Genomic DNA, 25,005 nt, shown 5'->3' on the forward strand with positions numbered 1-25,005 from the left:
TCAAGTCAAAATATCTTTTTCTTTATCCCTAGCGCCATAACAAAATTCATCTACCCAAGAAGTTAGACTACGGGCATTAGTGGTTGGTAAATTCACTTGGCTTTTAACATTTTGTGGTTGAATATTCGCATGTTTGCTATTGCTTTTAACCTCAGTAGTAATTGCTAGCGATCGCACTGGTTTGCCATTACTGTTAATCTCAGTGGTAATTGCCAGCAATGCGCCTACAGGGATTCGGCCAGATAGCGCGTTGCTCTTAACTTCGGTAGCTAATGCCACAGATGGCATAGTTTTGGCTTTGCTGTTAACCTCAGCAGTCATTGTCAGCGCAGAGTGCGATCCTATTGGTTGATATTGGCTTAAGAAACCGGAGGATGGCGTTTTTACCGGAGTATCTGGAGCAATTTTAGTAGCAAATGCAACTACCAACTCCGGTTTGCTTGTGCGAACAACTTCAGTGGTAGCTGTAAATGATGGCACAAGTTGATCGGCGCGTGGCAAGTTGGAATCTAGAGTATTAGCAAGAGAATAAGGCGCAATCTCGCTGGCAGTTACAACCGATGACAGATGTTTATCCTCAGAATGCTTCTCATCTGGCGACTCGCTTTCAACTTGGCTTGTAGCCATAAAATGTTCTGATTTTATTAAACGTAACTCTTCATCAGGATTGAAGTTAAGACCTAAAGCGGCGACTATTTTATCTGGATCATTATTCAGATCCAGCATAAAAGAAAGTATTTCATCAAACTGAGGTTCCAAAACAGACAGTGTTGCCAAAATAAAACCGGATAAAGGACGCCGCAGACCATTATAGGTGCCCCAAATTCGCATTTTGACCAGCCAGGAAATATTTTGCTCGTAGTAAATCAGCCACTTTTGTTTTAAGGATTGACGCAGCTGCTGGATATTCATTGGATGCCTCGCTTCAGTCAACAAGATTACAGACCTTGATATTGTTAATTAATTTCATTTCTGGGGATGAAACCGATAATAGAGCATCTATTTGACTCTTTGGCCACCTAGCAAATGATTTTCTATCAGTAGAGATACTTCATCGGGTTGAACGCCGCTATACCAGACCATATCGGGTAATATCAGCAGCATCGGCCCATTGCCACATTGTCCCAAACAGCTGCTAGCCGTTACCGTTACACCAGGGATTGGCAAAGCTGCAAAAGCTGCTAAAACCTTCACTGCACCTTGCTTTTTGCAGGTACGATTTTGACAAACTCGCACACATCTAGGAGAAGAAGGTTGGTCTATTATCGGGAAGTTTGATGGTTGAGTGATGTTGGTCATTTTTTAACGAACCACAGAGGCGCAGAGGAGATAGGGGGGAGGGGAGCAGGGGAGTAGGGGAAAAGCAGGGGAGCAGGGGAGAAATAACCAATGCCCAATGCCCAATGCCCCATAACTAATCTATTGAAAGTCCTTTTGAGGCTAGCCATTCAGGGTTGAATATCCGCGACTGATACCGGGAACCACTATCACACAAGATGGTGACAATAGTATGTCCTGGGCCCAACTGCTTCGCTAGGGCAACAGCTGCGCCAACATTAATACCAGTTGAACCGCCCATTAACAGCCCATCTTTCCTCAGCAGTTGGTAAACTACCCGCAAAGCTTCTTTGTCATCGATTTGGATAGCATCATCAGCAGGTGCGCCTTCCATATTGGCTGTGACACGACCGTTACCGATGCCTTCGGTGATGGAATTTCCTTCTATATTGATTTCGCCGGTTTTGATATAGCTATAAAGTCCACTACCCAGCGGATCGGCAACAACGCATTTAATCGCCGGATTTTGTTCTTTCAAGTACAACGTGACACCAGCATAAGTACCACCAGTACCAGTTGCGGCTGTCCATGCATCTATTTTACCATCTGTCTGTGTCCAAATTTCCGCCCCTGTGGTTTCGTAGTGAGCGCGGCGGTTGGCTAAGTTATCAAACTGATTCGCCCAAATGGCATTTTCTAATTCAGCAGCCACTCTCCCAGATAGCTTGACGTAGTTGTTCGAGTCTTTGTAGGGTACAGCGGGGACGGGACGGACTTCTGCTCCCAGTGCTGTCAGTGCGTCTATTTTTTCTTGTGACTGAGTATCGGGAATAATAATTAGGCATTTGTAGCCTTTGGCGTTGCAAATATGCGCCAGTCCAATGCCAGTATTACCAGCGGTTCCTTCTACAACGGTACCACCAGGTTTAAGTAAACCTCTCTTTTCCGCATCTTCGATGATGTAAAGTGCGGCGCGGTCTTTGACGGAACCGCCAGGATTGAGGAATTCTGCTTTACCTAAGATTTCGCACCCTGTTTCTTCACTGAAGCTGTTTAAGCGAATCAGAGGTGTGTTGCCAACAGCGCCGACGAAGCCATTTTTAATATCCATTTTGACTGTACCTGTGTGAGTATTTATAAAAATTTTGACTTATAGCGGTGGCATGATTTACAGCTTTTTTGCCTAAAATGCTCTGATGCGTACACTACCAAACTTTACTCATATTCAAAACAAACCCAGGCAATACCGATTCACCGCTAACAGTCGCGGGATTTTCTAGACATTCCTCTGGTACACCAGGACGATAAATATAGACTCGGCGATGCTTGCGGTCAATTAGCAAGCCTAGCTGTATTCCTGGCTCCCTCATATATATATTCCTCCATTTTCTCCTTCAAGGGTTTGAGGTTATCAGAAGACGACCTCAGTTCAAGTACAAAATCTGGACAGATGGGGGCAAATCTTTGCTGTTTTTCTGGAGAGAGAGCATTCCACCGTTCCAGTTTAATCCAGGAAGCATCAGGTGATTTATCTGCACCTGTTGATAGCTTAAATCCTGTGCTGGAGTCAAAACAAGTACCTGTACCGTCTTTTTCTGCCCAAACATACAATTGACCAGCTACGTTGAAATTACGATTACCTGTCTCTGAACCAGTGGGCGGCATAATTGATATTTCTCCAAATTGATTCCGCTCAATGCGTAAGTCACGATTAACCTGACAAAAGTCAAAAAACTGTTCGTCTGTCATTTGCATTGAGGGAGGAATTTGCACAACTAAAGGGGATGAAAACATGATGATTTCCTCTAGGTTTTGCTGTCTATCTGACTGGCTTGTATTTATTATTCTCACGCAAGTAATTCTTTTGGTGAGATGGTAATATTCCTTTTCACCACAAATTTATGGTGCTTAACTCCAGCTTAAGTTTAGCAGGTAATGAAAAGCAAAATAGTAAATTTACTGGGGTTATTAAATATTTAAGTAAGCTAATATACAGCATAATTGATGACTGAATGCTGACATTTTTTCATTTTCTTAGATGGGATGGACATAGATGACATCTGAAAACGTAGACAAAGCCCGCCGTAGGCATAGCGAAAAAGAACTTGAACACCGGGAACGGATATTACGAGAACGAGAAGTTGAATTGCGACTCCGGGAAATGGAAACTAACATCCATGCTACCGATGCAGCTTTTCATCAAACTGTGAAGCATCAGCCGGAAGATTCCCAGAAACCTTGGATGAAAAAAGCGATTCTGGGTGGGAAGCTGTTTGCTCTTGGTGTGGTAGCGCTGGTTGCAGTGAGGATAGCCTCAGTGCTGGCTGGGTTTATTATTGTTGCTGCGCTAGGGTGGATGTCTTATAAATTATTTTTTGAATCTAAAAAAACCAATCTTTAATAAAGGTGTAACTATTATGAGTGAGCAGGTAGTAACTGACAAATTTATCCAAGATTTAGAGCGCGTTGCTCAAGTGCGCTCCGAGATTTCTGTGTGTTTGAACAAAATTGCTGAAACAATTAATCAAGCTGAGTTAGCTGGAGACTCTTCATCAGGAAAACTCAGTTTAGAGCGAGATATTGAAGATATTACAATAGCTAGTAAAAACCTCCGCGAAGGTGTATTTCGCCTTTTGGTTTTGGGCGATATGAAACGGGGAAAAAGCACGTTTCTCAATGCTTTAATTGGGGAAAACTTATTACCGAGCGATGTTAACCCTTGTACCGCAGTGTTAACAGTTTTACGCTATGGCCCCGAAAAGAAAGTTACCATTCATTTTAATGATGGTAAAAGTCCGCAACAGCTAGATTTTCAGAACTTTAAATATAAATATACCATTGATCCGGCTGAAGCTAAAAAATTAGAGCAGGAGAAAAAACAGGCATTTCCAGATGTTGATTATGCAGTAGTTGAGTATCCTTTAACGCTACTAGAAAAGGGAATTGAAATTGTCGATAGTCCAGGATTGAATGATACAGAAGCGCGAAACGAATTATCTTTGGGTTATGTAAATAACTGCCATGCAATTTTGTTTGTGATGAGAGCTTCTCAACCTTGTACCTTAGGTGAGCGTCGCTACCTAGAAAATTATATCAAAGGTCGAGGATTGACGGTTTTCTTCTTAATTAATGCTTGGGATCAGGTGCGGGAATCATTGATTGATCCTGATGATGTAGAAGAATTAAAAGGATCTGAGGATAGATTACGGCAAGTATTTAACGCAAATTTAGCAGAATATTGTTCTGTAGAAGGTCAGAATATTTATGACGAACGTGTGTTTGAGCTTTCGTCAATTCAAGCACTCAGACGGCGATTGAAAAATCCCCAAGCTGATTTAGAGGGGACTGGCTTTCCAAAGTTTATGGATTCGCTTAATACTTTTCTTACCAGAGAACGGGCGATCGCAGAACTCCGTCAAGTTAGAACCTTAGCAAGACTTGCCTGCAATCATATCCGCGAAGCAGTTGCTAGACGCATACCATTACTTGACCAAGATGTAAATGAATTGAAAAAACGGATTGATTCAGTGGAACCAGAGTTTAACAAACTCACAGGTATCCGAGATGAATTCCAAAAAGAAATTATCAATACCAGAGACACTCAAGCAAGAACGATTTCCGAATCTTTTCGCAGCTACGTTTTAAATTTAGGTAATACCTTTGAAAATGACTTTTTACGCTATCAGCCAGAATTAAATCTGTTTGATTTTCTCAGTAGCGGTAAACGAGAAGCATTTAACACCGCACTGCAAAAAGCCTTTGAGCAATATATTACCGACAAATCTGCTGCTTGGACATTAACTGCTGAAAAAGATATCAATGCAGCTTTTAAAGAACTTTCTCGCAGTGCAGCACAATATGGCGCGTCTTACAGTCAAATCACAGATCAAATTACAGAAAAGCTCACTGGACAAGACGTAAAGGTAAATACCACTACTACTGCTGAAGAAGATAACTCTCCCGGCTGGGCAAAATGGGCAATGGGATTGTTATCACTGTCTAAGGGAAATCTTGCTGGTTTCGCACTAGCCGGGGCCGGATTTGATTGGAAAAATATCTTGTTAAACTACTTCACTGTAATTGGCATTGGCGGGATAATTACGGCAGTGACAGGTATTCTTCTTGGCCCCATCGGGTTTGCACTGCTAGGTTTGGGAGTAGGATTTTTGCAAGCAGATCAAGCGCGGAAAGAATTAGTTAAAACGGCGAAGAAAGAGTTAGTTAAACACCTACCCCAAGTCGCGCATGAGCAATCTCAGGTTGTATACAATGCCGTGAAAGAGTGTTTTGATTCTTACGAAAGAGAAGTGAGTAAGCGGATTAACGATGATATTGTATCTCGCAAATCTGAATTAGATAATCTAGTCAAACAGAAACAAACCCGTGAAATAAATCGTGAAAGTGAGTTCAAGCGTTTAAAAAATTTACAGGAAGATGTAATAGCTCAGTTGCAAAAAATTGAGGCCGCATATAGCAATTTATTAGCTTACTATAGCTGATAAATCTCATTGCTCTCGTTCCCAGTCTCCGACTGGAAATGCCTACTAGGAGGCTCTGCCTCTCATAACCATAAGTAGCTAAACGCAAATAAATTAAAGTTTGTAGTAATACCATTTCTGTTTGAAGATGCGCCTATATGACTGATGCAAAACTACAGACTGTAGCGCCAATTCATGAATTGGCGCTACGTAAATAAAGCGCAGCCTCACATAGAATTGGTATAAGGACTTTAGTCCTGATAAACTTTGCTATGAGCAATAAATACTTTACTACGAACTAGGATTTTATTGTATGTTAATTATGCCTACCTACTTAATAAGGTGAGGCGGAGCCTCAATGATCTGCATTCCCAGCTTCTAGCTGGGTACGAGAAACTAACGAGGAACTATGCAACAACAGTATGAAAGTTATAAGGATTTAGCAGATTCTCTCAAATCTGCATCTGCGTTACTGAATTTAGAATGCAAATCGCAACTGCATCAAGATATAATTACCATTTGCAATCATCTAGTTAATCCTAGTTTTCGCATTGCGGTATTTGGGCCTTTTAATCATGGCAAGTCTACCCTATTGAATGCCATACTGGGGAATCGCACCTTACCAATTGATTTAATTCCCACCACAGGCGCGGCAATTACTGTCAAGTATGGCTCTGATGTGCGAACTCGCATCATGTTGGTAGATGGTACAGAAATCTATCGTAGTGGCACAGAAGTTTTACAGCAATTTGCAATTCTTGATAGCAATAGGCAGATGCGAAAAAATGTAGCATCTGTGGAAGTTTTTTGTCCGCATCCATTTTTGGAAACAGGTGTAGAATTTCTCGATTTACCGGGAACAAATGATAGAGATGAACAAGATAATTTAGTCCGAGAACAAATTTTAAGTGCAGATTTAGTTATCCAATTATTAGATGCACGGAAATTAATGACTTTAGGTGAGCGGGAAAACTTACGAGATTGGCTATTAGATCGCGGTATTAAAACAGTTATATTTGTTGCCAATTTTCTTAACTTACTCGAACCCGACGAGCAAAAACAAGTTCAAAATCGCCTGGTGTTTGTTGCGGAAAGCTTTCGAGCCGAATTACCTCCAGGTTTTAGTAATTTATATCGTGTTGATGCTTTACCTGCCTTAAGAGCGAGATTAAAAGGCGATGTTGCTGCTGCCAATAGTAGCGGTTTAGCAGCTTTTGAAACAGCTTTGCAAAATATTGTGGGGATTTTGCAACCAAATCGTGGTAGTGTGCGTTTGCCAAGAGTGCAAGCGATCGCTTCTCAAATCCAACTCTCATTAAAAGCTAAAATTGACCCGATTGCTATTGAAATAAAATCCTTTGATGATAAACAAAATACTAAAATCGAAATTAAAAAAAAAGCTGCTAACTTAATTTGTAAAGGTTTTGCTACTAGTGTGGGAGAGTTACGCGATTGGCTAGCATTACCCAAGCTACTCACAAAATATCAAGCTGATGCGGCAGTTGCATTGGCAGAAAATAGCTTTAAAGCTTGGCAAATAAATACTCTAAAAAAAGACCTGACTCAGTTACAATTTGCTGCGGTTAAATGGCTTTATCAAGCTTACGAATTTTTCCAAGAAGAACGACCACAAGATTTATTAATGCCCTTTCCTAGCGAACCACAAGTAATACTACCCTCAAAGCCAAGCAATAGTGATGATTTGAGTGAACCTGGTTCCATCGCTGTTGGTGGTGGTATTGGTTGGTTGTTAGGCGGCCCGGTGGGTGCTGCTGTCGTCGGGAGTATTTCTTATTTGTTAAACAAGAATATCCAAAAACAAGACGAACAATTAGCAAAGGAATCTTATCATCAGGAAGTTGCTAAACTTTGTATAACTGCAATTGAAGATTATTTCTCTCGTTTCAGCAGTCAAGGGTTATCAATTTTGAATGAGTATGAACAGAAAGCCGAAAAAGTAATTTGCTTTGAATTCAGTCAAGAACCGTTAGAAATTACTAATAATCGGGAAAATTTGCAGCAGTTGCAAAACGGTTTTAATCAGTTGCTGCAAGAGTTAGAAAAAGTCAAAATACTCTCAAATCATCAACCTTATAAAGAAATACCCAAATACACAAATACCAATAGAAAATATTCGCCACAGCCTGAGAGAGTTAAAATTTCCCCTGAAAAAGATCCTGGTGTTAAGCAACAACAAGAAAATACTGCGAAGAATACTGGGACACGGGTAAAATCTGTTTCTCCACCACCGCCAAAAGCTTCTCCCTCTCCACGTCCAGAAGAGGTGGAGGCGAAATTTCGTGATTGGGAACTCAATGAAGAAATAGCGCGAATGAAAGCAGAGATGCGTAGCCCTAAGGCTTGTCGTCAGACATCGCCTGGTTTTAAAACTGGCAAACAGCAAAATACAACTCAAAGCAACAAAGCACCCAACCAACCAAAAACTCAGACGGAAAAAGATAAGATTACTCGCGCCCACGGCATTTTAGGATTGCAAGCAAATGCTTCTTTGGCTGAGGTCAAGCTGGCTTATCGAACTTTAGTAAAAAAATGGCATCCAGATTTATTTGTGAATCAGCCGCTACTGCTAAAACAAGCACAAGAGAAAATGCACTTACTTAATGATGCTTACACAATTTTGAGTGAAAAATGAACAACAAGATACCCGACTCCTTAAAAAAGCCGGGGATCTTTAGATTTCATCCTAATTTCATTTCTGGCTGCAAAGCTAAGAAGTAAATATAGAATTAGGAAACTGTTAGGTGAGATTTATGCAACTGCTATCTTTGAGGAATGGCTTTTTGGCGTTAACCTTGACTGCGATCGCTTCTGGCGGTGGGTTAATCACAGCCTGTACCAATACTGCTTCCCAGAACCAAAGCCAAGCCCCAACCGCAACCGCTACCAATACTAGCGACAAGCAGATGAATAACAGCATGGCTATGGATTTAGGCCCAGCCGATGCTAATTTGGATTTACGGTTTATCGATGCTATGATACCGCACCATCAAGGGGCTGTGGAAATGGCTAAAGAAGCGCAGCAGAAGTCAAAACGTCCTGAAATCAAAAAGCTAGCAGACAATATCATCAAATCGCAAAACCAAGAAATCACTCAGATGAAGCAGTGGCGACAAGCTTGGTATCCCAGCGCAGGAGATAAACCAATGGCTTATGACAGTCAAATGGGTCACATGATGGAGATGTCATCTAACCAAACCAAAGCCATGATGATGAGTCAGGATTTAGGTGCAGCTGATGCTGAATTTGATCTACGCTTTATCAATGCGATGATTCCTCACCATGAAGGGGCTGTAAAAATGGCAAAAGATGTCTTAAGTAAGTCTAAGCGCCCTGAAATCAAGCAATTAGCCCAAGAAATTATCAAGGCACAAAATACAGAGATTAAGCAAATGCAGCAGTGGCGAAAAACTTGGTACAAGCAGTGATACTAACTCGTAATTCGTAGTTTACCCAATCAGAGCAGGTCGTGTTTTGGCAGTAGTCAGGTTAAAATTTGGAAATAGCACTAGAACAACATCACCTCGCTGAAAGGTTTGTTTTAGCTGGGTTATAGTTGTCAAAGATACTCATTTCCGGGCTATCCCAGTCATCTGCAAAGGTTGCTAGATGCGATCGCAAAATCTCAGCCTGCGCTTCGTTAATTCCTTGAGAAGTTAGGTAAATTTCATCTGGTCGCATGGAAGTCATAGCTACAATTCTCCTTTATGGAATGCAACCAAATTGTTAGATATGGATATACCTGTGCTATACAACCACACCTGTATAAAGTTGAATTACTTTTTTGGGAATATCTATTTTGCCCCAATAGTCATCAATAAACATTTTAAAGTCTGTTATTGAAGTCCAATAAAATTCTTCACCAATTTTTTCATTTGCATTAGCAGGATTGAAAATTACAGAATGAAGAATTCCCCAAACTATGTTGCTGGAAATTAATAGTTTATCACCATCATTTCCCAAAGTTACATGATCACTAAAGACAAGATTTGGATCAATTGAGTTTGTATGAACTAAATCACACCTGAGAACGTAATAAATCAGTTGTTCTACAGAAACAGTATTACCTGTAACGCCTGGAATAGATAGCTTCCCTCGGGGAATTTCTACATTTTGGCTCATCAATCCAGGCAGACCAGAATATGTGATGAGCCACATGAATTCCTTAAGAAAGCGTTGATACTCATCCCGTGAAGATTTGGGAAGTTTATAGTACTTGATAGAAGTTGCATCAACAGCAATACAAGCATCAGTCAAAGCTAGCTCAATCTCACCTTTCGCCCAATGGTCGATAGCTGATTTTACTCTTTTAGCAATAGTAATCATTTTTGCAGTTTGGCTGTGATAATTAGAAGTTTAAAGAGTAACTAAAAATTTCCATTTGATGTCTAACTAGTTATTATACGGCAATTTGTATGTACTGTGGTGCATTACTAATGCCTTACGTATGTACTTTGCAAGGGTACTAGGATCTTGAGAGAATCCTGCCTAACAGTTTTCTTCCCCAGGCTGAAGCTGCATGGATGCCAATGATGTTTGATAGCGATCGCTATCGTAAAACTGGTGGCTTTGGATTAGGATTAGCGTAGACGCATTCGCAAAGCGTCTCGTAGAGAAGCGGCTTGTCTTCAGACATCGCTCAGGTAATTATTCAGGCATACCAAGGTAGTTTAAACGTGCAAATTGAATTAGGTAAAGGTAGTACTTAACCATTCAATCCTCCTTCGATGTCACTCGAATTTACCAATTTAAATTGCTATATTACCCCAAGCCTAAATTTAACTAAAACTTTCTCTACCAAACTTTACTCATATTCAGAATAAACTCAGGCAATACCGACTCGCCGCCTACACCAGCAGGATTATCCAAACATTTCTCTGACAATCCAGGACGATAAATATAGACTTGATGCTGCTTACGGTCAATCAACCAGCTTCAGATGCCTAGCCCACTAACTTTATTCTCACGCAGAGAAACAAAGACGCAAAATTATATCTTGGCGTCTTTGCTTTTTTATCCGAAATCATTTTCAGATTTACTTATTAGGCTGAGGAGTTAGCCGCAGATAGGGTTTAACTTCCTTGTAGCCTTTAGGGAATTTCTCTTTGAGTACTTCTGGATCTTTGAGTGAGGGGACAATTACGACATCCTCGCCGTCTTTCCAGTCAGCTGGTGTCGCCACGCTGTAGTTATCAGTCAATTGCAGAGAATCAATCACCCGCAAAAGTTCATCAAAGTTGCGTCCCGTGCTGGGGGGATATGTGAAAGTAAGACGGAGTTTCTTATTGGGGTCAATCACGAAAACCGATCGCACTGTCACAGCCGCATTAGCATTCGGGTGGATCATGTCGTAAAGGTCAGAAACTTTGCGATCTGCATCCGCCAAAATTGGGTAGTTAAGGGTGGTGCTTTGAGTTTCTTCGATGTCTCCCACCCAGCCTTTGTGGGATTCAACGTTATCAACGCTAAGTGCGATCGCTTTGACATTGCGCTTGTCAAATTCTGGTTTTAGCTTGGCAACTGTGCCGAGTTCTGTTGTACAAACAGGTGTAAAATCAGCAGGGTGAGAGAACAGCACAACCCAGCTGTCACCTGCCCATTCGTAAAAATCGATGTCGCCGTGTGTTGAGGCTTGCGTAAAGTTGGGTACTGTGTCACCTAGACGGAGAGCCATGTGAGATTCCCTGTAGTTAGAAGATTATACGTGTTCTACTATGCCATCATGACATAAAACCCCTATTCCCCAATCGGGCTTTAGCGGTTTGAAACAAAATTTTAGGTTGTCACCACTCTCGGATAAGGGACGAGAGGGTGGTAAAATTTATTGACTAAAGTACACATATATGCCCTAAATTAGTATCTTTTCCCATTTTTCTTTTACAAAATTAATATTTAAAACGAGTCTAGTAGGTATTCTCAAGAGCAAAAACATTGTCTGGCACTTTTGCTAAATTGATAACATATATATTTTCCAATAATATTCTTGTTCTAAGGGAATAGCTATGTATCTGACGAATCAGTGCTAAGGGTAGTTATTATTTTTCTACAAGCTTTTATCATTTCCTCTTTTACTAAAGAAATATATTCATTTTTTTCCTTGTCTAATCTTGATAATGCGTCTGCATTCCATAGTTTTCTTTCTGCCTGAGAGATAGGGAAAATATCTGTTTCAGAATCTATTCCTCTTAATACAAAGAATGCCTTTTGTGGCTCTTTTAATTCACGTTGAAGGTATACTAATTTACGACATCCATCTAATAAATCTATTTCCTCATGAATTATTTTTTTTGCAACTTCGATAATTTTTGCTTTTATTTCTTCCATTTTTTAATTCCTCACATCAGGGTTGATAATAGTTTTGGTTAAACTAATTTGTTCATCAGAATTTCTTGGTAGGCTTGGATTGTTTGCCGAGCGATCGCATCCCAGCTAAAGTTTTCCAATGCATATTTTTGGGCGTTTAATCCCCGTCGTTGGCGTTCTGCGGGATTTTGCAAAGCTTCTTGCAGCAATTCTACCAGTGCTTGGACATCTGTTGCACCTACCCAACCAGACTCGCTATCACGTATTTGTTGACAAATATGCACTTGGTCAGAAATGACTACGGGTACACCTGCTACCATCGCTTCAGCTACAGCAATTCCAAAATTTTCGTAGTAAGAAGGTAAAACAAATAAATCAGCAGCTTGTAGTAAACTAACTTTGAGTTCACCAGTGACAAAGCCTGTTATTGTAGTGTGCGATCGCAGTGGTGAATTTTGAATTTGGGATATTATCTTTTGTTCGTAATCTGGATCTTGGGGATTTGTTCCAGCTAAAACAAAATGAAACTTATAACCAACTGCTAACAGCTTTTCTAGCGCTGTAATCAACAAATTCAACCCTTTTTTCGGGTCAATTCGTGACATAAATAGCACCAACGGCACATCCTTTGGTATTTGCAAATGAGCAGATACAACACTTCCCCCCTTCAAAAGGGGGGATTGAAGGGGGATCACACCCAAGGGAATTACCAAATCTGGCGTAGATACTCCAAAGCGTTCTGATATTTTAGCTTCTTGATCGCTGGTAAAATGAATAGCTGCCGCACCCGCTAGATTTTGACGTTCTATAATTGCGACATAAAGCTGTTTTAATTGCTTTTTCTTCCGTAAATCAGCCGGATCGAGAGTACCCAAAGGACGGAAAATATAAGGTAGCTTTTGCTGACGACACACAATAGCAGCAGCACTAATAATTGGCGAGAATAGAGCATGAATATGTGCTATGTCAAACTCGTGAGCATGACGTTTTAGCCAGTTTAATAAATCTAGGGAAAATTTGTAGCGACGAAATGGGGCACAACGAAAGTAAATTATTTCATAGCCATCTTGTTTAATTGGGCGATTTAAAGGAACATTCAGAGGTGTTTGACCATTATCGCCATTACTATCAGTTGTGAGAATCGTAACTTCTACTCCCTCTTTTACCAATGCTGGAGCTAATCCTAGTACCATTTGACTGGGGCCGCCGTAAATCAAAGAAATTGAGGGAACAATTTGTAATATTTTCATTTTTTATTTGCTAATGACTAACTCTTTATAAAACTCTAATTGCTGTTTAGCTAAAGCTTTATTTGTATATTTAATCATTGCTTTTTGATAACCCATTTCACCAAGACTGTGAGCAAAATATGGTTTATCTATTAATTGAACTAAGCAATTAGCAAGGGCTTGAGCATCACCTTCAGGAAATACTAAACCAGCATCGCCAATTACATAGGGAATTTCACCAGAATCAGAACCAATTACAGGTACTTGGCAAGCCATTGCCTCAATTAGCACATGACCAAATTGTTCTTTCCAACCAACAGAAGTTAAGGTTTTAAACTTGTGAGTTGTTTCCGAAGGTAGTACTAAAGTACTCATTAAATTAATATAGTTTGTCACCTCGTCATGAGGGACACTTTCTACCAAAATTAACCGTTCTTTAACATTATTTTCTACCGCTATTTTGATTAATTCAGTTTGCAACTCCCCCCGTCCCAATAGTAATAATTTCCAAGGTTTATTTTTCAAACTGATTAAGGCTTCTAAAAGTGTTAATAAACCCTTTTCTTGCACAAATCGCCCAACAAAACCTACCACAAAATCTCCTTTTTTAATGCCCAAATTAGCTGCTAACTCTGGTTGGATTTTGGGAGTAAATAGACTTTCATCTACGCCTAATTGTGGCATAACTTTAATTGCCCCTTGATATCCTCGTTGTCGCAAAACTTCTGCTCCATCCTGATTGCCAGAAATAATACCGTGGCTGTGATTGAGGTTATATTTTTCTAACAAAGAAACTGGTAGTTTCAGTTCATATGGAAGATTCCACCAAGTAAAAAATACATTTTTTGCCTTGAGTCCTAATAGCTTATTTAGGGCAATCATTTGAGTATAAGCCAATGCTCTAGACCCTTGTTCTACCTGGATTATTTGGGGACGAAATTGTTTTAACAAAGATATCAAATCAGCGCCAAAGGTAAGGAGTCCCTGATGATTTTGACTAAAATTAGAAATGGGAACTATTCTAAATCTCCCTTCATCGCGGTATTCAGTTTCAATAATTCTATTTTGCACGCCACCTGGTTTCCAGCGCTTTGGGACTACAACTGTTACTTCAATGTCAGGTTCTAGTTGAGATAAAGCACGTAATTTTTCACAGTTGAGGTCTACGATATAAGTGTGACTAGCAACTAAGATTTTCATTGATATTTATTAATTGTTATTTATTCTTTGTCAGTTGTCCTTTCTTGTTCACTAACTCCAAACTCCTAACTCCTAACTTCTAACTCCTAACTTCTAACTTTAAACTCCTAACTCCTAACTCCTAACTTCTAACTAAACTTGTTCATCCAATCGACTATAAATTTGACCATCGTTCCATATTGATTGGATGACAGTACCCAAGGCTTTGAAAAAACCCAAAATGTAGAAAATAGCGCGAGTGGCAATTTTGATAGGGGAACCACTTTTATGGCAAGGCGGGCGTCCCAGGACGTGACAGTCAAATAAACGGGCGTATAAGCGTAAAGCTTGAGTAACAGTGAGGTTTTTCAGCCCTAGTAAGAAATGGTTATGGTAGAAGGTGAGTTGATATTTCAGCGATCGCATACTAATATCATGACAACCCCCTGTTTCTTCGCCTAAATGCACCAAATGGGCCTCTGGGTCGTACCAAATTTTATATCCCGTCTTTCGCAGCCGCAAACAAAAATCTGACTCTTCGCGCACTGCACTACCGCCAAACCTCTCATCAAACCTCAACCCATACTTAGTAAAAATTTCGCGGCGAAAAGACATATTGCAACCCCTCGCTGTCAGTACTTGCTGGGGTTTGATCGTATGTACTAAATCAATATGATACCAAGCAATTCCTGGGTCCATAGCTTGGGGAGGCAAATATTCAATCTCTAAATCTCCTCCAGAATCATCCAATTTCATTCTGTCAAATACCCGTCCGGCTACAGCCCCCACCTCTGGGTTTTGTAAATAATTTTTCGCATGGGCTGCTAACAATCCAGGGGTTAACTGAACATCATCATCAATAAACAATATTATTTCACCAGATGACCGCCGGACAGCATAATTCCGCGCCCCTGGTAAACTCGCCCAATCTAAGCGCAACCATTTTATTTTACCTGCCTCTGCCATCTCCTCTAGGTAGGTTTGAATTTCTGGTTGGTGTTTTGGGGTTTGGTCTACAACTAAAACTTCAAAATTTGGATAGTCCTGTTTTAGGATATCCACAATGCTATCGCGTAGCGCTTCCTCTCGACCATAGGTCGGAATAACTACAGAAATTAAAGGATAATTATTCATGATTTTTATTAAGCAATTTTTCTACTTTGATAATAGCCTTTTGAAGAAGAATGCAGAATTCGGAATCAAGATGTTCTCTACGAGACGCTGCGCGTAGCTTGCTTACGCGGACTCGCTATCTGTGGGGGATTCAAAATTCCCCAATTTATCGGGGCATTTAGAGGAATGTAGAACATTTTTATCCCGACAAAAAGACTTTTAAAACATCCTCTAAGATTGCTTTTAATTCTTTATACTCCCGCCGCTGCTGCATAGAGATTATCAAACAACTCGTTTTGCTTTTCGGAGTTATTTACAATTTGCACTTGAGCTAATGCTCCTGCACTTAAAAATTCGTAATGTTCGCGTTTATCACTTCTATCAAGAAATTGAATAATTTGTTGCAATGCTTGCTCTGCTAAATAGTCATAAGTGCTATTGACAATTTCCCAATATTCATCAGTTTTAGTTTTTTCTCCATGTAGCCAATTACTCCAGTGCCTAATTTCGTTAATTGGTAACTCTAAAATATAGCCATTTTCACCATGATGAATAAACTCTGGTAAGGCACATACGTTAGTCGTAATTGCTGGTGTGGCGACTGAAAATCCTTCAATTATGCTAAAGCCATAGGTATCGTGTAACGTAGCCATTAATTGAAAATGGCTTTGCGATAGCAACTCAATAACTTTTTCATTAGGGATATATTTGTGAAAAACAACGTTATTTAAATTGAGTAACTTTAAATCTTCTAGATATTTGCTGGTATCAGGAAAATCTGTAGGTACTCCTGAACCATGTCCCAGTCCCGATATAATATGGATAGTAAGAGGTAAACCTAGTTTTTCAGCTTTCTTGGCTAGCCTTAAAGCAACAACTCCACCTTTTCTAGCAATGTGATGCCCGACAAAAACAAGCTGTAAATTTTGGTCGGGTTGATAAGCTTTAGGTTTGTCAACTCTGGGAATAAAATTTGGATGAATTACATCCAATTTGTTACTTAATTTTTCTTCTATTTTCCAGCCTTTTATCCGATTAATAAATCTCAACTTTGCATAATCTGATATGGCTATAAGTTTTCGGCAATTGTCTAGCGCTAAACGATTGTTTAATAATTCATAAATTACTGCCTCTTGTTTATTTTGAGGATTCCTATATAAAACCCGATGATCTTCAAATGTGAGAAACCAAGGTTTATTTGTATATAAAATTCTGTTGAAAGAATGAACAGCCTGGTATTTTTGCCATAAAGGTTGCCAAGCCAAAAAGCTTCCCAAAGGATACCAAAGTTTTTCTATAGGATATCTGCCTGTAGGAAAAGACTTGAGGTGGATTAGTGTATGCCTAGAATTACGTGGTAGGTTAGGAATTCTAATGTGGTTCTGACCGCAGATGATAACTTTTGCCATTTTTATTTCATTTAAATTGTTTTTAGACGTTTTCTCTTGTTTTTTTGCTGAGGATTAGCATCTTCCTTATCTTGTTTCTCCAGTTCTGGCAATTTAAAAAGAACTCCTGCATAAAACCAATAGTAGACAGCAACAGGATCAACATCCAGAGGATAGTAGTAGGTGTTGTAGCTAATAAACAATATAAACACCCACAAAGCTGCTCCGTAACTGCGGAAATTACGGTTCTTTATGGAGCGATAGGTTTTAAAGCCAATAATTGTTAAACTTGTTACCAAACCTAGAAAAGCTAGTACTCCAATAATTCCAACTTCATAAAGTACTTTGGGGTAGTAGGTTTCCACCAGCTTAGTTTTACCCATTGCGCGGGCAGAGTTAGTTGCTCGACCTAAGCCACTTCCCAAGGGCCCGTCTACGTTTTTCCAATTCTCTTCAAATTGCTGGACGATAAAATCTTGAGGTGGTGAAGCGTCCCAGCGACTGGTAAAACTCTCGGTTCTCTCTTGCACGACAGTAGGGTTAGTCACCATCGCAATTCCCAAAACTAGGGCAAGTCCTATCCCTATGGGGATAAATCGTTTAAGGTTGCCAATTTGTCCAGTCAGCAATAGCAAAATCCCAAAGCAGGTTGGTACTAAAGCTAAGGCGATTCTCTGTCCAGAGACTACGGCATTGATAAAGACTGTCACTAAAGAACCTAAACCGACCAGCCGCCATATTGGTGAGGGATCAGTGAAACCAGTAGCAAAGGTAAAAAAGGTGCTGGCAATTAAGAACCATGCCCACTGCCAGGGAGCTACAAATGTCCCTGGTAAGCGAATAACCCCTTCATCGGGACTATATACTAGCGCTCCACCAAAATAACACCTGGCTTCGAGTGTTGCTCTAAATAAGGCATCTCCTTCAAGACCTCTAGTGCCTTGACATACACCAGTTAGTAATAACATATATTGGATTAATCCCAGCACACAGCAAATCAGTGTGAGGACAATCTGGAGGCGCGATAAAAATAGAAAATCCCGCTTATCGCGAATTAGATAGTAGGCACAACCAATCAGGGGGACATAGCCTAAAAATACTTTTAGTCCCAGAATTCCCATTCCTAAAGGTATTTCGTTGGGTGCTTTTTCCAATAGTCCCACACTAGGCGGGTTAAACTGCTGACCACCATTGACAAATAATAGTGTTAGTACACTGCAAGCCAAGACAATATAAAGTGGGATTTTAATGCCTTGGGGAATAATTAGGGGTAGCCCCTGTTTACGGCAAGTCTGCCAAAGTCCAATTAGCGCTGGAACGTAAAAAGCATCTTTAGCTAATTGGAGTATGGGACTATTGCCCAAGTAGTAAGTGATAGTACCCCCAACAGGTACATAAATGATGAAGGCATATAGCGCTTGGCGCGGGTATTTGTAGGAAAGGGACATGATGATTATCCCCAAAACACCAGGGACTGCTGCTTTAATTCCAGCTACGAAAAAAAGCACAATGCCAACAAAGACACCGCCAAAGGTGGCGGTGGTGAGTAAGCTAATGAGTTCTTTACGTGCTTGGGCTGCTTTGCGCTTTTGGGCTAACTGTTCTTTGAGGCTAAGGGTAGAAGTTTCCTTTTTAGCCTGCTTTTTTGAGTTTTTAGATTGCTGAGATTTTGACTTGAATTTTGGCATAGTGGTGCTGTAGCCTATCAGCCTCAGAGAATCTATTATAGTTGACAAATTTCTTTAGATTGCTGTAAGTCGGACAATCCGAATTCATTTCTAACTGATGGATTTAATAATTTGCGATTAAAAATGCTAAATCTTAATCTTTTTGAATTATCAAAAAGATTTTCTCCTGTTTCCAAAATATAAACCGCACCTGGAAATGGTAATGATTTAATGGCTTTTGCTTTGTTCTTTAAAATATCTCTGACTTTGGCATGGTCTATATAATATCTATAGTATCCGTAGCCACGATTGTATTCTGCGGTTTCGGGCAAATCATTCAAATCATATCGAAGGATGTTACAACTACCGCACATTTTATAAAAATTGCTTCTTTTAATATATATGTAATTACTGCCTTCCTGATATTTATAACCTTTATTTATAAACCAGCCATTAGAATCTGGATGTTGTTGAATAAATTTGGCTAATTTTTGACTTACACAATCGTCAGCATCAACTGTCATAGTGTGAGTGGGAGAAAATTGACGAGCATAAATCAATCCTTTTAATATTTTACGCCCTTTATCTGTGTCTCCTTGAGCTACAGGGTTAGTCTCGTTGGGAGGGGAAAAATCAACTGTAATGTATGTGATATGAGGATGAGTGAATTCTATTTGTGGCTTTTCGTGACAAACTACAATAACGCGAAAGTTAGGTGAGGTTTGATTGCAAACTGATTTAATGCATCTTTCAAATAATTGGGTAACACGCTCCCAGGAATTGGAAACTTTTGCACTTTTGAGTGGGATAATAAAAACAAGCATTATATTATCTGAGAGCAAATAGCTAAGAATCTCGAAGTAAATAATAACACGTTCCGACTGATGCCAGGACTATAGCGTTTCTCAGTTGAGTCTAATAGAGACCTAACCCCCAACCCCTTCTCTATAAGGGAAGAGGAGTAAGATTCAAAACCTCTCTCCTAAAAAGAGAGAGGTCAAAGTCTATTGCATACAAACGAGAAACGCTATAATTATGGTGACGTGGTGATTTTTTTGACAAGTAGTTAGCCGGACATGCTCTAACAATACAAATACAAATGTCACAGCTTCTACAGATAACCAAGGCTGGTTAATTTGCAGAAGCTGTGACGGAAAATTGGCGCTTGTTAAAAGCTGAGATAATAGCTAATTTAGTCTATCAGATGTTGCTGGACTTGGGAAACTAATTCATTTGTCCAGTAGTTGACGAGTTCGACATTGGCGGCTTCTACCATTACTCTGATGACTGGTTCTGTACCAGAGGCGCGAACCAAAATTCTGCCGGAATCACCCATTGCAGCTTCAGCAAGAGCGATCGCTTGTTGCAGAGATTGGCAATCTTGCCATCCCAAACGGCGATCGCGATCTATAACTCGCACGTTCCGCAACAATTGCGGATAGGTTTGAAAGCTTTGATCTACTAATTCGCTAAAGGGAACACCCGCCTCTTTCACCAAAGCTGCTATGTGTAATGCTGTTAATAAGCCATCTCCAGTCACAGCATAATGACGGCAAAGAATATGACCTGATTGTTCGCCGCCTAACATTGCCCCAGTTCGCAGCATTTCGGCTTGCACATATTGATCGCCGACTGCGGTGCGAATTAAGTTACCACCAATTTGCTGCCAAGCTTTCTCAAACCCTAAGTTGGCCATGACAGTAGATACAATCAGGTTATCCGGCAGTTGTTGGTTTTTTTGTAACTGTCGTCCCCACAAGTAGAGAATGTAATCGCCGTTAACTTGCCTTCCAGTATTATCTACTGCTAAGACGCGATCGGCATCGCCATCAAAGGCAAAGCCGATGTCGGCGTTGTGTTCTTGGACTGTGGCGGCAAGAATATCTAAATAAGTGGAACCGCAATTAACATTAATGCGATCGCCATCTGCTTCGTTATGCAAGCAGATTACCTCTGCCCCCATTTCTGTAAATACTGATGGTGCTAACCCGACTGCTGCTCCCCACGCCAAGTCTAAAACAATCTTCATTCCCTGAAGATTTAGCGCACTGTTCAAGGGTTTTTTCAACGCCGAGCTATAATGCCCCACTAACTCGAAACGTGAGTAATGCCGTCCGCAATTACTGACTTTAGCAATAGGTGATATCTTGCCACGTAGTCCCGCTTCTATTTCTGCTTGCAATCTTTGCGGTAACTTCCCACCATCGGCACTAAAAACCTTAATCCCATTGTCTTCTGGGGGATTGTGGCTGGCAGAAATCATCACTCCGCCGATGGCATCACTGATGCTGGTGAGATAGGCAACGCAAGGAGTGGGACATAATCCCAAATACCAGACTTCTAATCCTGCTGCTGTTAACCCTGCACTCAAAGCCATTGCCAGCATATCGCTGGAGTTTCTAGAGTCCTGTCCGAGAATGACTGGCCCTATTTGATTGGCATGGTTACGTAAAACAATCCCTGTCCAAAAACCAACTTGTAATGCTAGCGGCGCACTCAGCAATTCTCCCACTCGTCCGCGAATCCCATCTGTGCCAAATAAGGGATTTGCTGGTAGTGGGATTAAATTCAGCCCAAAACTGCTCTCAATCCCTTTGCCCAATCCCTCAGCTTCGGAAGCAGAACCCCCAGGAATGCCCGGTGTCCGAGTTATAGATGAAACCATATGTTTAAACACTCCACACAATCACACTGAAAAATAGCACTTAAGACTTTATTCAGCAATTTCGACATGCTTTTTCTCTTTAGAAATTCATTTTAGGTCAGGATAGCTTTACGTAATAATACTTAAGCTATGCTTCTTTAAATGTGAATCTTTCATAAAGTCAATATTGGTTTTACATTACCAGTAAAGTCTCCACATTTTAGCTAATTATTCCTTTTATGCCATCAATTTTAGTCTTGATTATCTGTATTAGTTTACACTTTGCAATGCTACTAAGAAAAAAGATATGTAACAAATATTACTTTTATTTCATCACAAGTGTTTTTCAAGAAAGCTGAGAATGAAAGCGAAACTTAGCTAATAACAACAAAAAAATCAAAACACCGGAATGTAAAATTATATCCCCTTAGCCTGGTTACTGTGTAAAAAACTACAAAACTATGGCGGCTTAAAAAATTTTAATATAAATTCTCATCAAATAGTTTTAAGGTAACGTTTTAATGGCTTTTTTAGCCGTTCGGAAATTAAAACTCCGGCAGTTAACTTTTTAAAGTTGAGAATTTTAGCATGAGCAGCAATTTAGCAACCAAATTACGTGTAGGCACTAAGAAAGCCCACACAATGGCAGAAAATGTAGGTTTTGTCAAGTGCTTTTTAAGAGGAGTAGTCGAGAAAAACTCTTACCGGAAACTAGTTGCTAACTTCTACTTCGTCTACTCAGCGATGGAAGAAGAAATGGAAAAGCATAGTCAGCACCCAATTCTTTCTAAAATTAACTTTCCCCAGCTAAACCGCAAGTATACCTTAGAGCAAGACCTGGGTTATTACTTTGGTGCTAACTGGAGAGAGCAAATCAAACTATCTCCCGCAGGTGAAGCTTATGTAAAGCGCATCCGAGAAATATCTGCAACAGAACCGGAACTGTTAATCGCTCATTCCTATACTCGTTACCTGGGCGACTTATCCGGGGGACAAATTCTCAAAAATATTGCTGTAACAGCGATGAATTTGTCTGATGGGCAAGGAACAGCCTTTTATGAGTTTCCAGAGATTCCTGACGAGAAGGCATTCAAAGCGAAATACCGTCAAACTTTGGATGAATTACCCCTTGATGATGCTACAACCGATCGCATCGTTAATGAAGCTAACGCCGCCTTTGGCACGAACATGAAGATGTTCCAAGAATTGGAAGGCAATTTGATCAAGGCAATCGGTGTAATGCTTTACAACAGTCTCACACGGCGTCGTACACGCGGTAGTACTGAACTCGTCACCGCTGAGTAACTGTGTTGAGATTGCGGAGTATGGTGTGTGGAGTCATAAGTCCAGACAGCCTGATGAAGGATAATTCATAGGTGTTTCTGGGGAAAGAGCGAACAACGCTCAAAATATTTAGGGGCAATAGCCTTGTGACTGCTTTTGATTCGTGAAAGCAAGCATGGGGAGATTGCCCCTCAATTATGATTAAGAAGTTATATAGCGCTTCTCGGCCCTTGTGGAGTTCTTTTATTATGGGTGATTTAGCGGACATAATATTAGGAGTCATTCGATTTTAGATTTTTCTTTTAATTCAAAATTAGATAGTTTCTGCGCGATTTTTATCCTACACTGGATATTGCTGTGTGACTGCTATCCTCATCTTGTAGCGGTAGATTATCTTTATCATAGAGAACTTTCATATGTCTGCTAAACTGTTCCTCGACAAAATAGCTGCCGGAAAATTCACTTGCAAAAGAAACCTGATGAAAGTGATAATCTAGATTCAGTAAATTGTAGACAAGTCTTAAGAAATAATCATCTATCCAGAAATCTACATCAAATAGTGAAATACCATATTTTCCTTCCAACCTGCGATTTAAAGTTTTCAGTAACCAAGACCATTGAGGCTTGAGGGTCGGATCGATGCGATTACCAAATACAGGATTAAAAAACTGATTTACTTGAGTTTTTCTCACATCAATCACTTTATTTAGTAAATCTGCTGCCTTGATTGGAGATGAATTAAACCAATAGTTAGCAACTACTAAATCATGTAAATAAGCAACTACAATTTTAGGGTTTTCTTTAATGAACTGTGAGCGACAAACAATTCCTCTGATTGATGGAATTCTTAAACTAGTTGTTTGAGATAAAGGCAGCTTTCTGATAAAAGTATATCCTTCTAATATTGAGGTAAAAGTGTGACAACACACGTAAGCATCTATAGTTTTATTTGCCAAACTCTTACTTGCTTTACGAGGATCTTCATTCACTAATCTGCAATCTTTACTGACATCCATATCATAGAGGTCAAAAAGAGTAATGATGAACCTATGAGCATTTGAACCAAATAAGGTGGAAATTCGTTTACCTTTCAGATCCTGGACAGTGTTTATAGAAGAATCTTTATGCAGAACAATATTTATATCTTGACCCAAAAGATTATACGAAGCAATCCCAATTAATTTAGAACCAAAACTTAAATCATCAAAGAATTGGCTACCATTATTCAATAGAGAAATATCATCTAAAATACAAATATCTAGCTCTCCCCGTTTCATCTGTCGATTCATTTGTTCCCCAGAGTCAAACGGCATAATTTGTAACTCAAAATCTCGATTAATTTCAATGTTTTTGAAAATAGGTTGTTCAAGTGATGAGGATGCTCTCTGTAAATCAGAAATATACTTAGTCCCATACCCAGCAATAAACTGTCCTATGGAATCCCTCTGAATACCTATCCTCAGAACATTTTCCTCTTTGGGAGAACAGCTACCTAAAATCAGATTCACATTAGGGAAACTTTCCAAGTTATCCTGATCGAGTCTAAAACTTCTCACCAAACCCTCTGCGGATATTAATAACTCACTAAAGCGAGGAACATGAAGATAAATCCCATATTCATTAACATCTTGAATAGTCAAAGTTAGGACTTGATATTGAGATATTAGATCAGCTTGACAAAAGTCAGGTAAAATCGTTAGCTTTTGATTTTTTGAAGCATAGTTGAGTACATCTTGATAACTGTGTAGCACCTGTACGCCACTTAATTTCTTCATCAAAAATCCATTTTTGGATAGTTCTTGATGAACCTCATCTAAAAGCACAACGTCAGCCAGATCAATATCATTTATTTTAATTAAGCTATGCTCATTGAGATATTTACTTGCCCCAAAGGATACCAACAGCATTTTATGAGTTTTTAATCTAGTGCAGTGGTGTTCTTCCTTATATCCAGCGCAACTGTTGAGCAGGATATCCATTTCTATGAGTTGAGAATTTGAAAAAAATCTGCTATTTTTAACTGCAATCTCTTTGAGATTTCTACCTGGAAAACAAAGCTGAAATCGCTGCAAATATTGTTTGAGCCACACTTCTAAGATTAAATTAGTAGCCCCCAATATTAAATCTTCGCCCTCAGCGCTAAATGTTGCCTGAAATTCTTCTTGCAGATTTTCTACAGTTTCTACTACATTAAATGTCTGGGAAATCAATTTCTTGCCTTTATTAGTCAAGGATATACAGCCAGGAGAGCGATTTAGGAGAATTACTCCGAAATAATCCTCTATTTGTTTGACTTTTTTACTAATTAATGCTTGACTGTACCCTAGTTTTTGGGCTGCTTTAGAGAAGCTACCACAGTCATCTACTGCTTTTAAAATTTTGATGTGATTTAGGGTAATATCTTCGAGTTTAATCTTATTCATG

At 39.7% G+C, this 25,005-nt stretch carries 21 protein-coding genes and 1 pseudogene; 5 read left to right on the plus strand and 17 right to left on the minus strand.

The features are described from left to right. The 4 genes and pseudogenes from V7K30_RS02590 to V7K30_RS02605 all read right to left on the minus strand — a co-directional run bounded on the left by V7K30_RS02590 (window position 1) and on the right by V7K30_RS02605 (window position 3,072). Complete coding sequence (locus tag V7K30_RS02590) at window positions 1-912, minus strand: DUF5331 domain-containing protein (RefSeq protein ID WP_334996817.1); 912 nt, start codon at window positions 910-912, stop codon at window positions 1-3. Window positions 913-999: 87 nt separating this feature from the next. Next, window positions 1,000-1,299, minus strand: a complete 300-nt coding sequence (locus V7K30_RS02595; protein WP_334996818.1) for a (2Fe-2S) ferredoxin domain-containing protein — start codon at window positions 1,297-1,299, stop codon at window positions 1,000-1,002. A 115-nt stretch (window positions 1,300-1,414) separates the two neighbouring features. Beyond that, window positions 1,415-2,389, minus strand: a complete 975-nt coding sequence (locus V7K30_RS02600) for a cysteine synthase A (protein ID WP_334996819.1) — start codon at window positions 2,387-2,389, stop codon at window positions 1,415-1,417. A gap of 94 nt (window positions 2,390-2,483) precedes the next feature. Then, window positions 2,484-3,072 (minus strand): annotated as a pseudogene (locus V7K30_RS02605) (Uma2 family endonuclease). A gap of 259 nt (window positions 3,073-3,331) precedes the next feature. Here V7K30_RS02605 and V7K30_RS02610 point away from each other — a divergent pair. The 4 genes from V7K30_RS02610 to V7K30_RS02625 all read left to right on the plus strand — a co-directional run bounded on the left by V7K30_RS02610 (window position 3,332) and on the right by V7K30_RS02625 (window position 9,202). Continuing rightward, entirely contained in the window at window positions 3,332-3,679 is a 348-nt protein-coding gene (locus V7K30_RS02610) for a DUF3040 domain-containing protein (protein WP_334996821.1), read from the plus strand. A gap of 16 nt (window positions 3,680-3,695) precedes the next feature. Beyond that, window positions 3,696-5,777, plus strand: a complete 2,082-nt coding sequence (locus V7K30_RS02615; RefSeq protein WP_334996823.1) for a dynamin family protein — start codon at window positions 3,696-3,698, stop codon at window positions 5,775-5,777. A 388-nt stretch (window positions 5,778-6,165) separates the two neighbouring features. Continuing rightward, the gene (locus V7K30_RS02620) at window positions 6,166-8,409 is read left to right on the plus strand and encodes a dynamin family protein (protein WP_334996825.1); all 2,244 of its coding nucleotides are present in this window, start codon (window positions 6,166-6,168) and stop codon (window positions 8,407-8,409) included. 118 nt (window positions 8,410-8,527) lie between these two features. Further along, window positions 8,528-9,202, plus strand: a complete 675-nt coding sequence (locus V7K30_RS02625) for a DUF305 domain-containing protein (RefSeq protein WP_334996827.1) — start codon at window positions 8,528-8,530, stop codon at window positions 9,200-9,202. 91 nt (window positions 9,203-9,293) lie between these two features. Here the strand turns inward: V7K30_RS02625 and V7K30_RS02630 are convergent, their stop codons facing one another. The 12 genes from V7K30_RS02630 to glmM form a co-directional block, all read right to left on the minus strand. Next, window positions 9,294-9,464, minus strand: a complete 171-nt coding sequence (locus tag V7K30_RS02630) for a hypothetical protein (protein WP_334996829.1) — start codon at window positions 9,462-9,464, stop codon at window positions 9,294-9,296. A 57-nt stretch (window positions 9,465-9,521) separates the two neighbouring features. Beyond that, complete coding sequence (locus V7K30_RS02635; protein WP_334996831.1) at window positions 9,522-10,100, minus strand: hypothetical protein; 579 nt, start codon at window positions 10,098-10,100, stop codon at window positions 9,522-9,524. 468 nt (window positions 10,101-10,568) lie between these two features. Continuing rightward, window positions 10,569-10,703: a hypothetical protein gene (locus tag V7K30_RS02640; protein WP_442941039.1), complete on the minus strand. Its 135-nt coding sequence runs from the start codon at window positions 10,701-10,703 to the stop codon at window positions 10,569-10,571. Between the two features lie 106 nt (window positions 10,704-10,809). After that, window positions 10,810-11,448: a peroxiredoxin gene (locus tag V7K30_RS02645; RefSeq protein ID WP_292771694.1), complete on the minus strand. Its 639-nt coding sequence runs from the start codon at window positions 11,446-11,448 to the stop codon at window positions 10,810-10,812. Window positions 11,449-11,774: 326 nt separating this feature from the next. Continuing rightward, on the minus strand, window positions 11,775-12,098 hold the full coding sequence (locus V7K30_RS02650) for a hypothetical protein (RefSeq protein ID WP_334996832.1): 324 nt from the start codon (window positions 12,096-12,098) through the stop codon (window positions 11,775-11,777). Window positions 12,099-12,136: 38 nt separating this feature from the next. Then, window positions 12,137-13,327 carry a hormogonium polysaccharide biosynthesis glycosyltransferase HpsP gene (hpsP, locus tag V7K30_RS02655; RefSeq protein ID WP_334996834.1) on the minus strand — a complete coding sequence of 397 codons (1,191 nt, stop codon included), beginning with the start codon at window positions 13,325-13,327 and terminating at the stop codon, window positions 12,137-12,139. A gap of 3 nt (window positions 13,328-13,330) precedes the next feature. After that, window positions 13,331-14,506, minus strand: a complete 1,176-nt coding sequence (hpsO, locus tag V7K30_RS02660; RefSeq protein ID WP_334996836.1) for a hormogonium polysaccharide biosynthesis glycosyltransferase HpsO — start codon at window positions 14,504-14,506, stop codon at window positions 13,331-13,333. Between the two features lie 132 nt (window positions 14,507-14,638). Next, window positions 14,639-15,619 (minus strand): hormogonium polysaccharide biosynthesis glycosyltransferase HpsN, encoded by a 981-nt coding sequence (gene hpsN / locus V7K30_RS02665; RefSeq protein ID WP_334996838.1) that lies wholly within the window; start codon window positions 15,617-15,619, stop codon window positions 14,639-14,641. Window positions 15,620-15,849: 230 nt separating this feature from the next. Further along, entirely contained in the window at window positions 15,850-17,007 is a 1,158-nt protein-coding gene (locus tag V7K30_RS02670) for a glycosyltransferase family 4 protein (RefSeq protein WP_334996840.1), read from the minus strand. Between the two features lie 11 nt (window positions 17,008-17,018). Further along, on the minus strand, window positions 17,019-18,674 hold the full coding sequence (gene hpsL / locus V7K30_RS02675) for a hormogonium polysaccharide biosynthesis protein HpsL (protein WP_334996897.1): 1,656 nt from the start codon (window positions 18,672-18,674) through the stop codon (window positions 17,019-17,021). 35 nt (window positions 18,675-18,709) lie between these two features. Next, the gene (locus V7K30_RS02680) at window positions 18,710-19,477 is read right to left on the minus strand and encodes a glycosyltransferase family A protein (protein WP_334996842.1); all 768 of its coding nucleotides are present in this window, start codon (window positions 19,475-19,477) and stop codon (window positions 18,710-18,712) included. 368 nt (window positions 19,478-19,845) lie between these two features. After that, entirely contained in the window at window positions 19,846-21,318 is a 1,473-nt protein-coding gene (gene glmM, locus V7K30_RS02685) for a phosphoglucosamine mutase (protein ID WP_334996844.1), read from the minus strand. Between the two features lie 567 nt (window positions 21,319-21,885). On the opposite strand from glmM, the gene V7K30_RS02690 reads away from it, so the two are divergent. Next, entirely contained in the window at window positions 21,886-22,602 is a 717-nt protein-coding gene (locus V7K30_RS02690; RefSeq protein ID WP_334996846.1) for a biliverdin-producing heme oxygenase, read from the plus strand. 314 nt (window positions 22,603-22,916) lie between these two features. Here the strand turns inward: V7K30_RS02690 and V7K30_RS02695 are convergent, their stop codons facing one another. Then, window positions 22,917-25,004, minus strand: coding sequence for a LysR family transcriptional regulator (locus tag V7K30_RS02695; RefSeq protein WP_334996848.1), 2,088 nt, complete (start codon window positions 25,002-25,004; stop codon window positions 22,917-22,919). Window position 25,005 lies beyond the last annotated feature (1 nt).

This window comes from Nostoc sp. (genome assembly GCF_036917655.1).
Taxonomy (GTDB): Bacteria; Cyanobacteriota; Cyanobacteriia; order Cyanobacteriales; family Nostocaceae; genus Nostoc.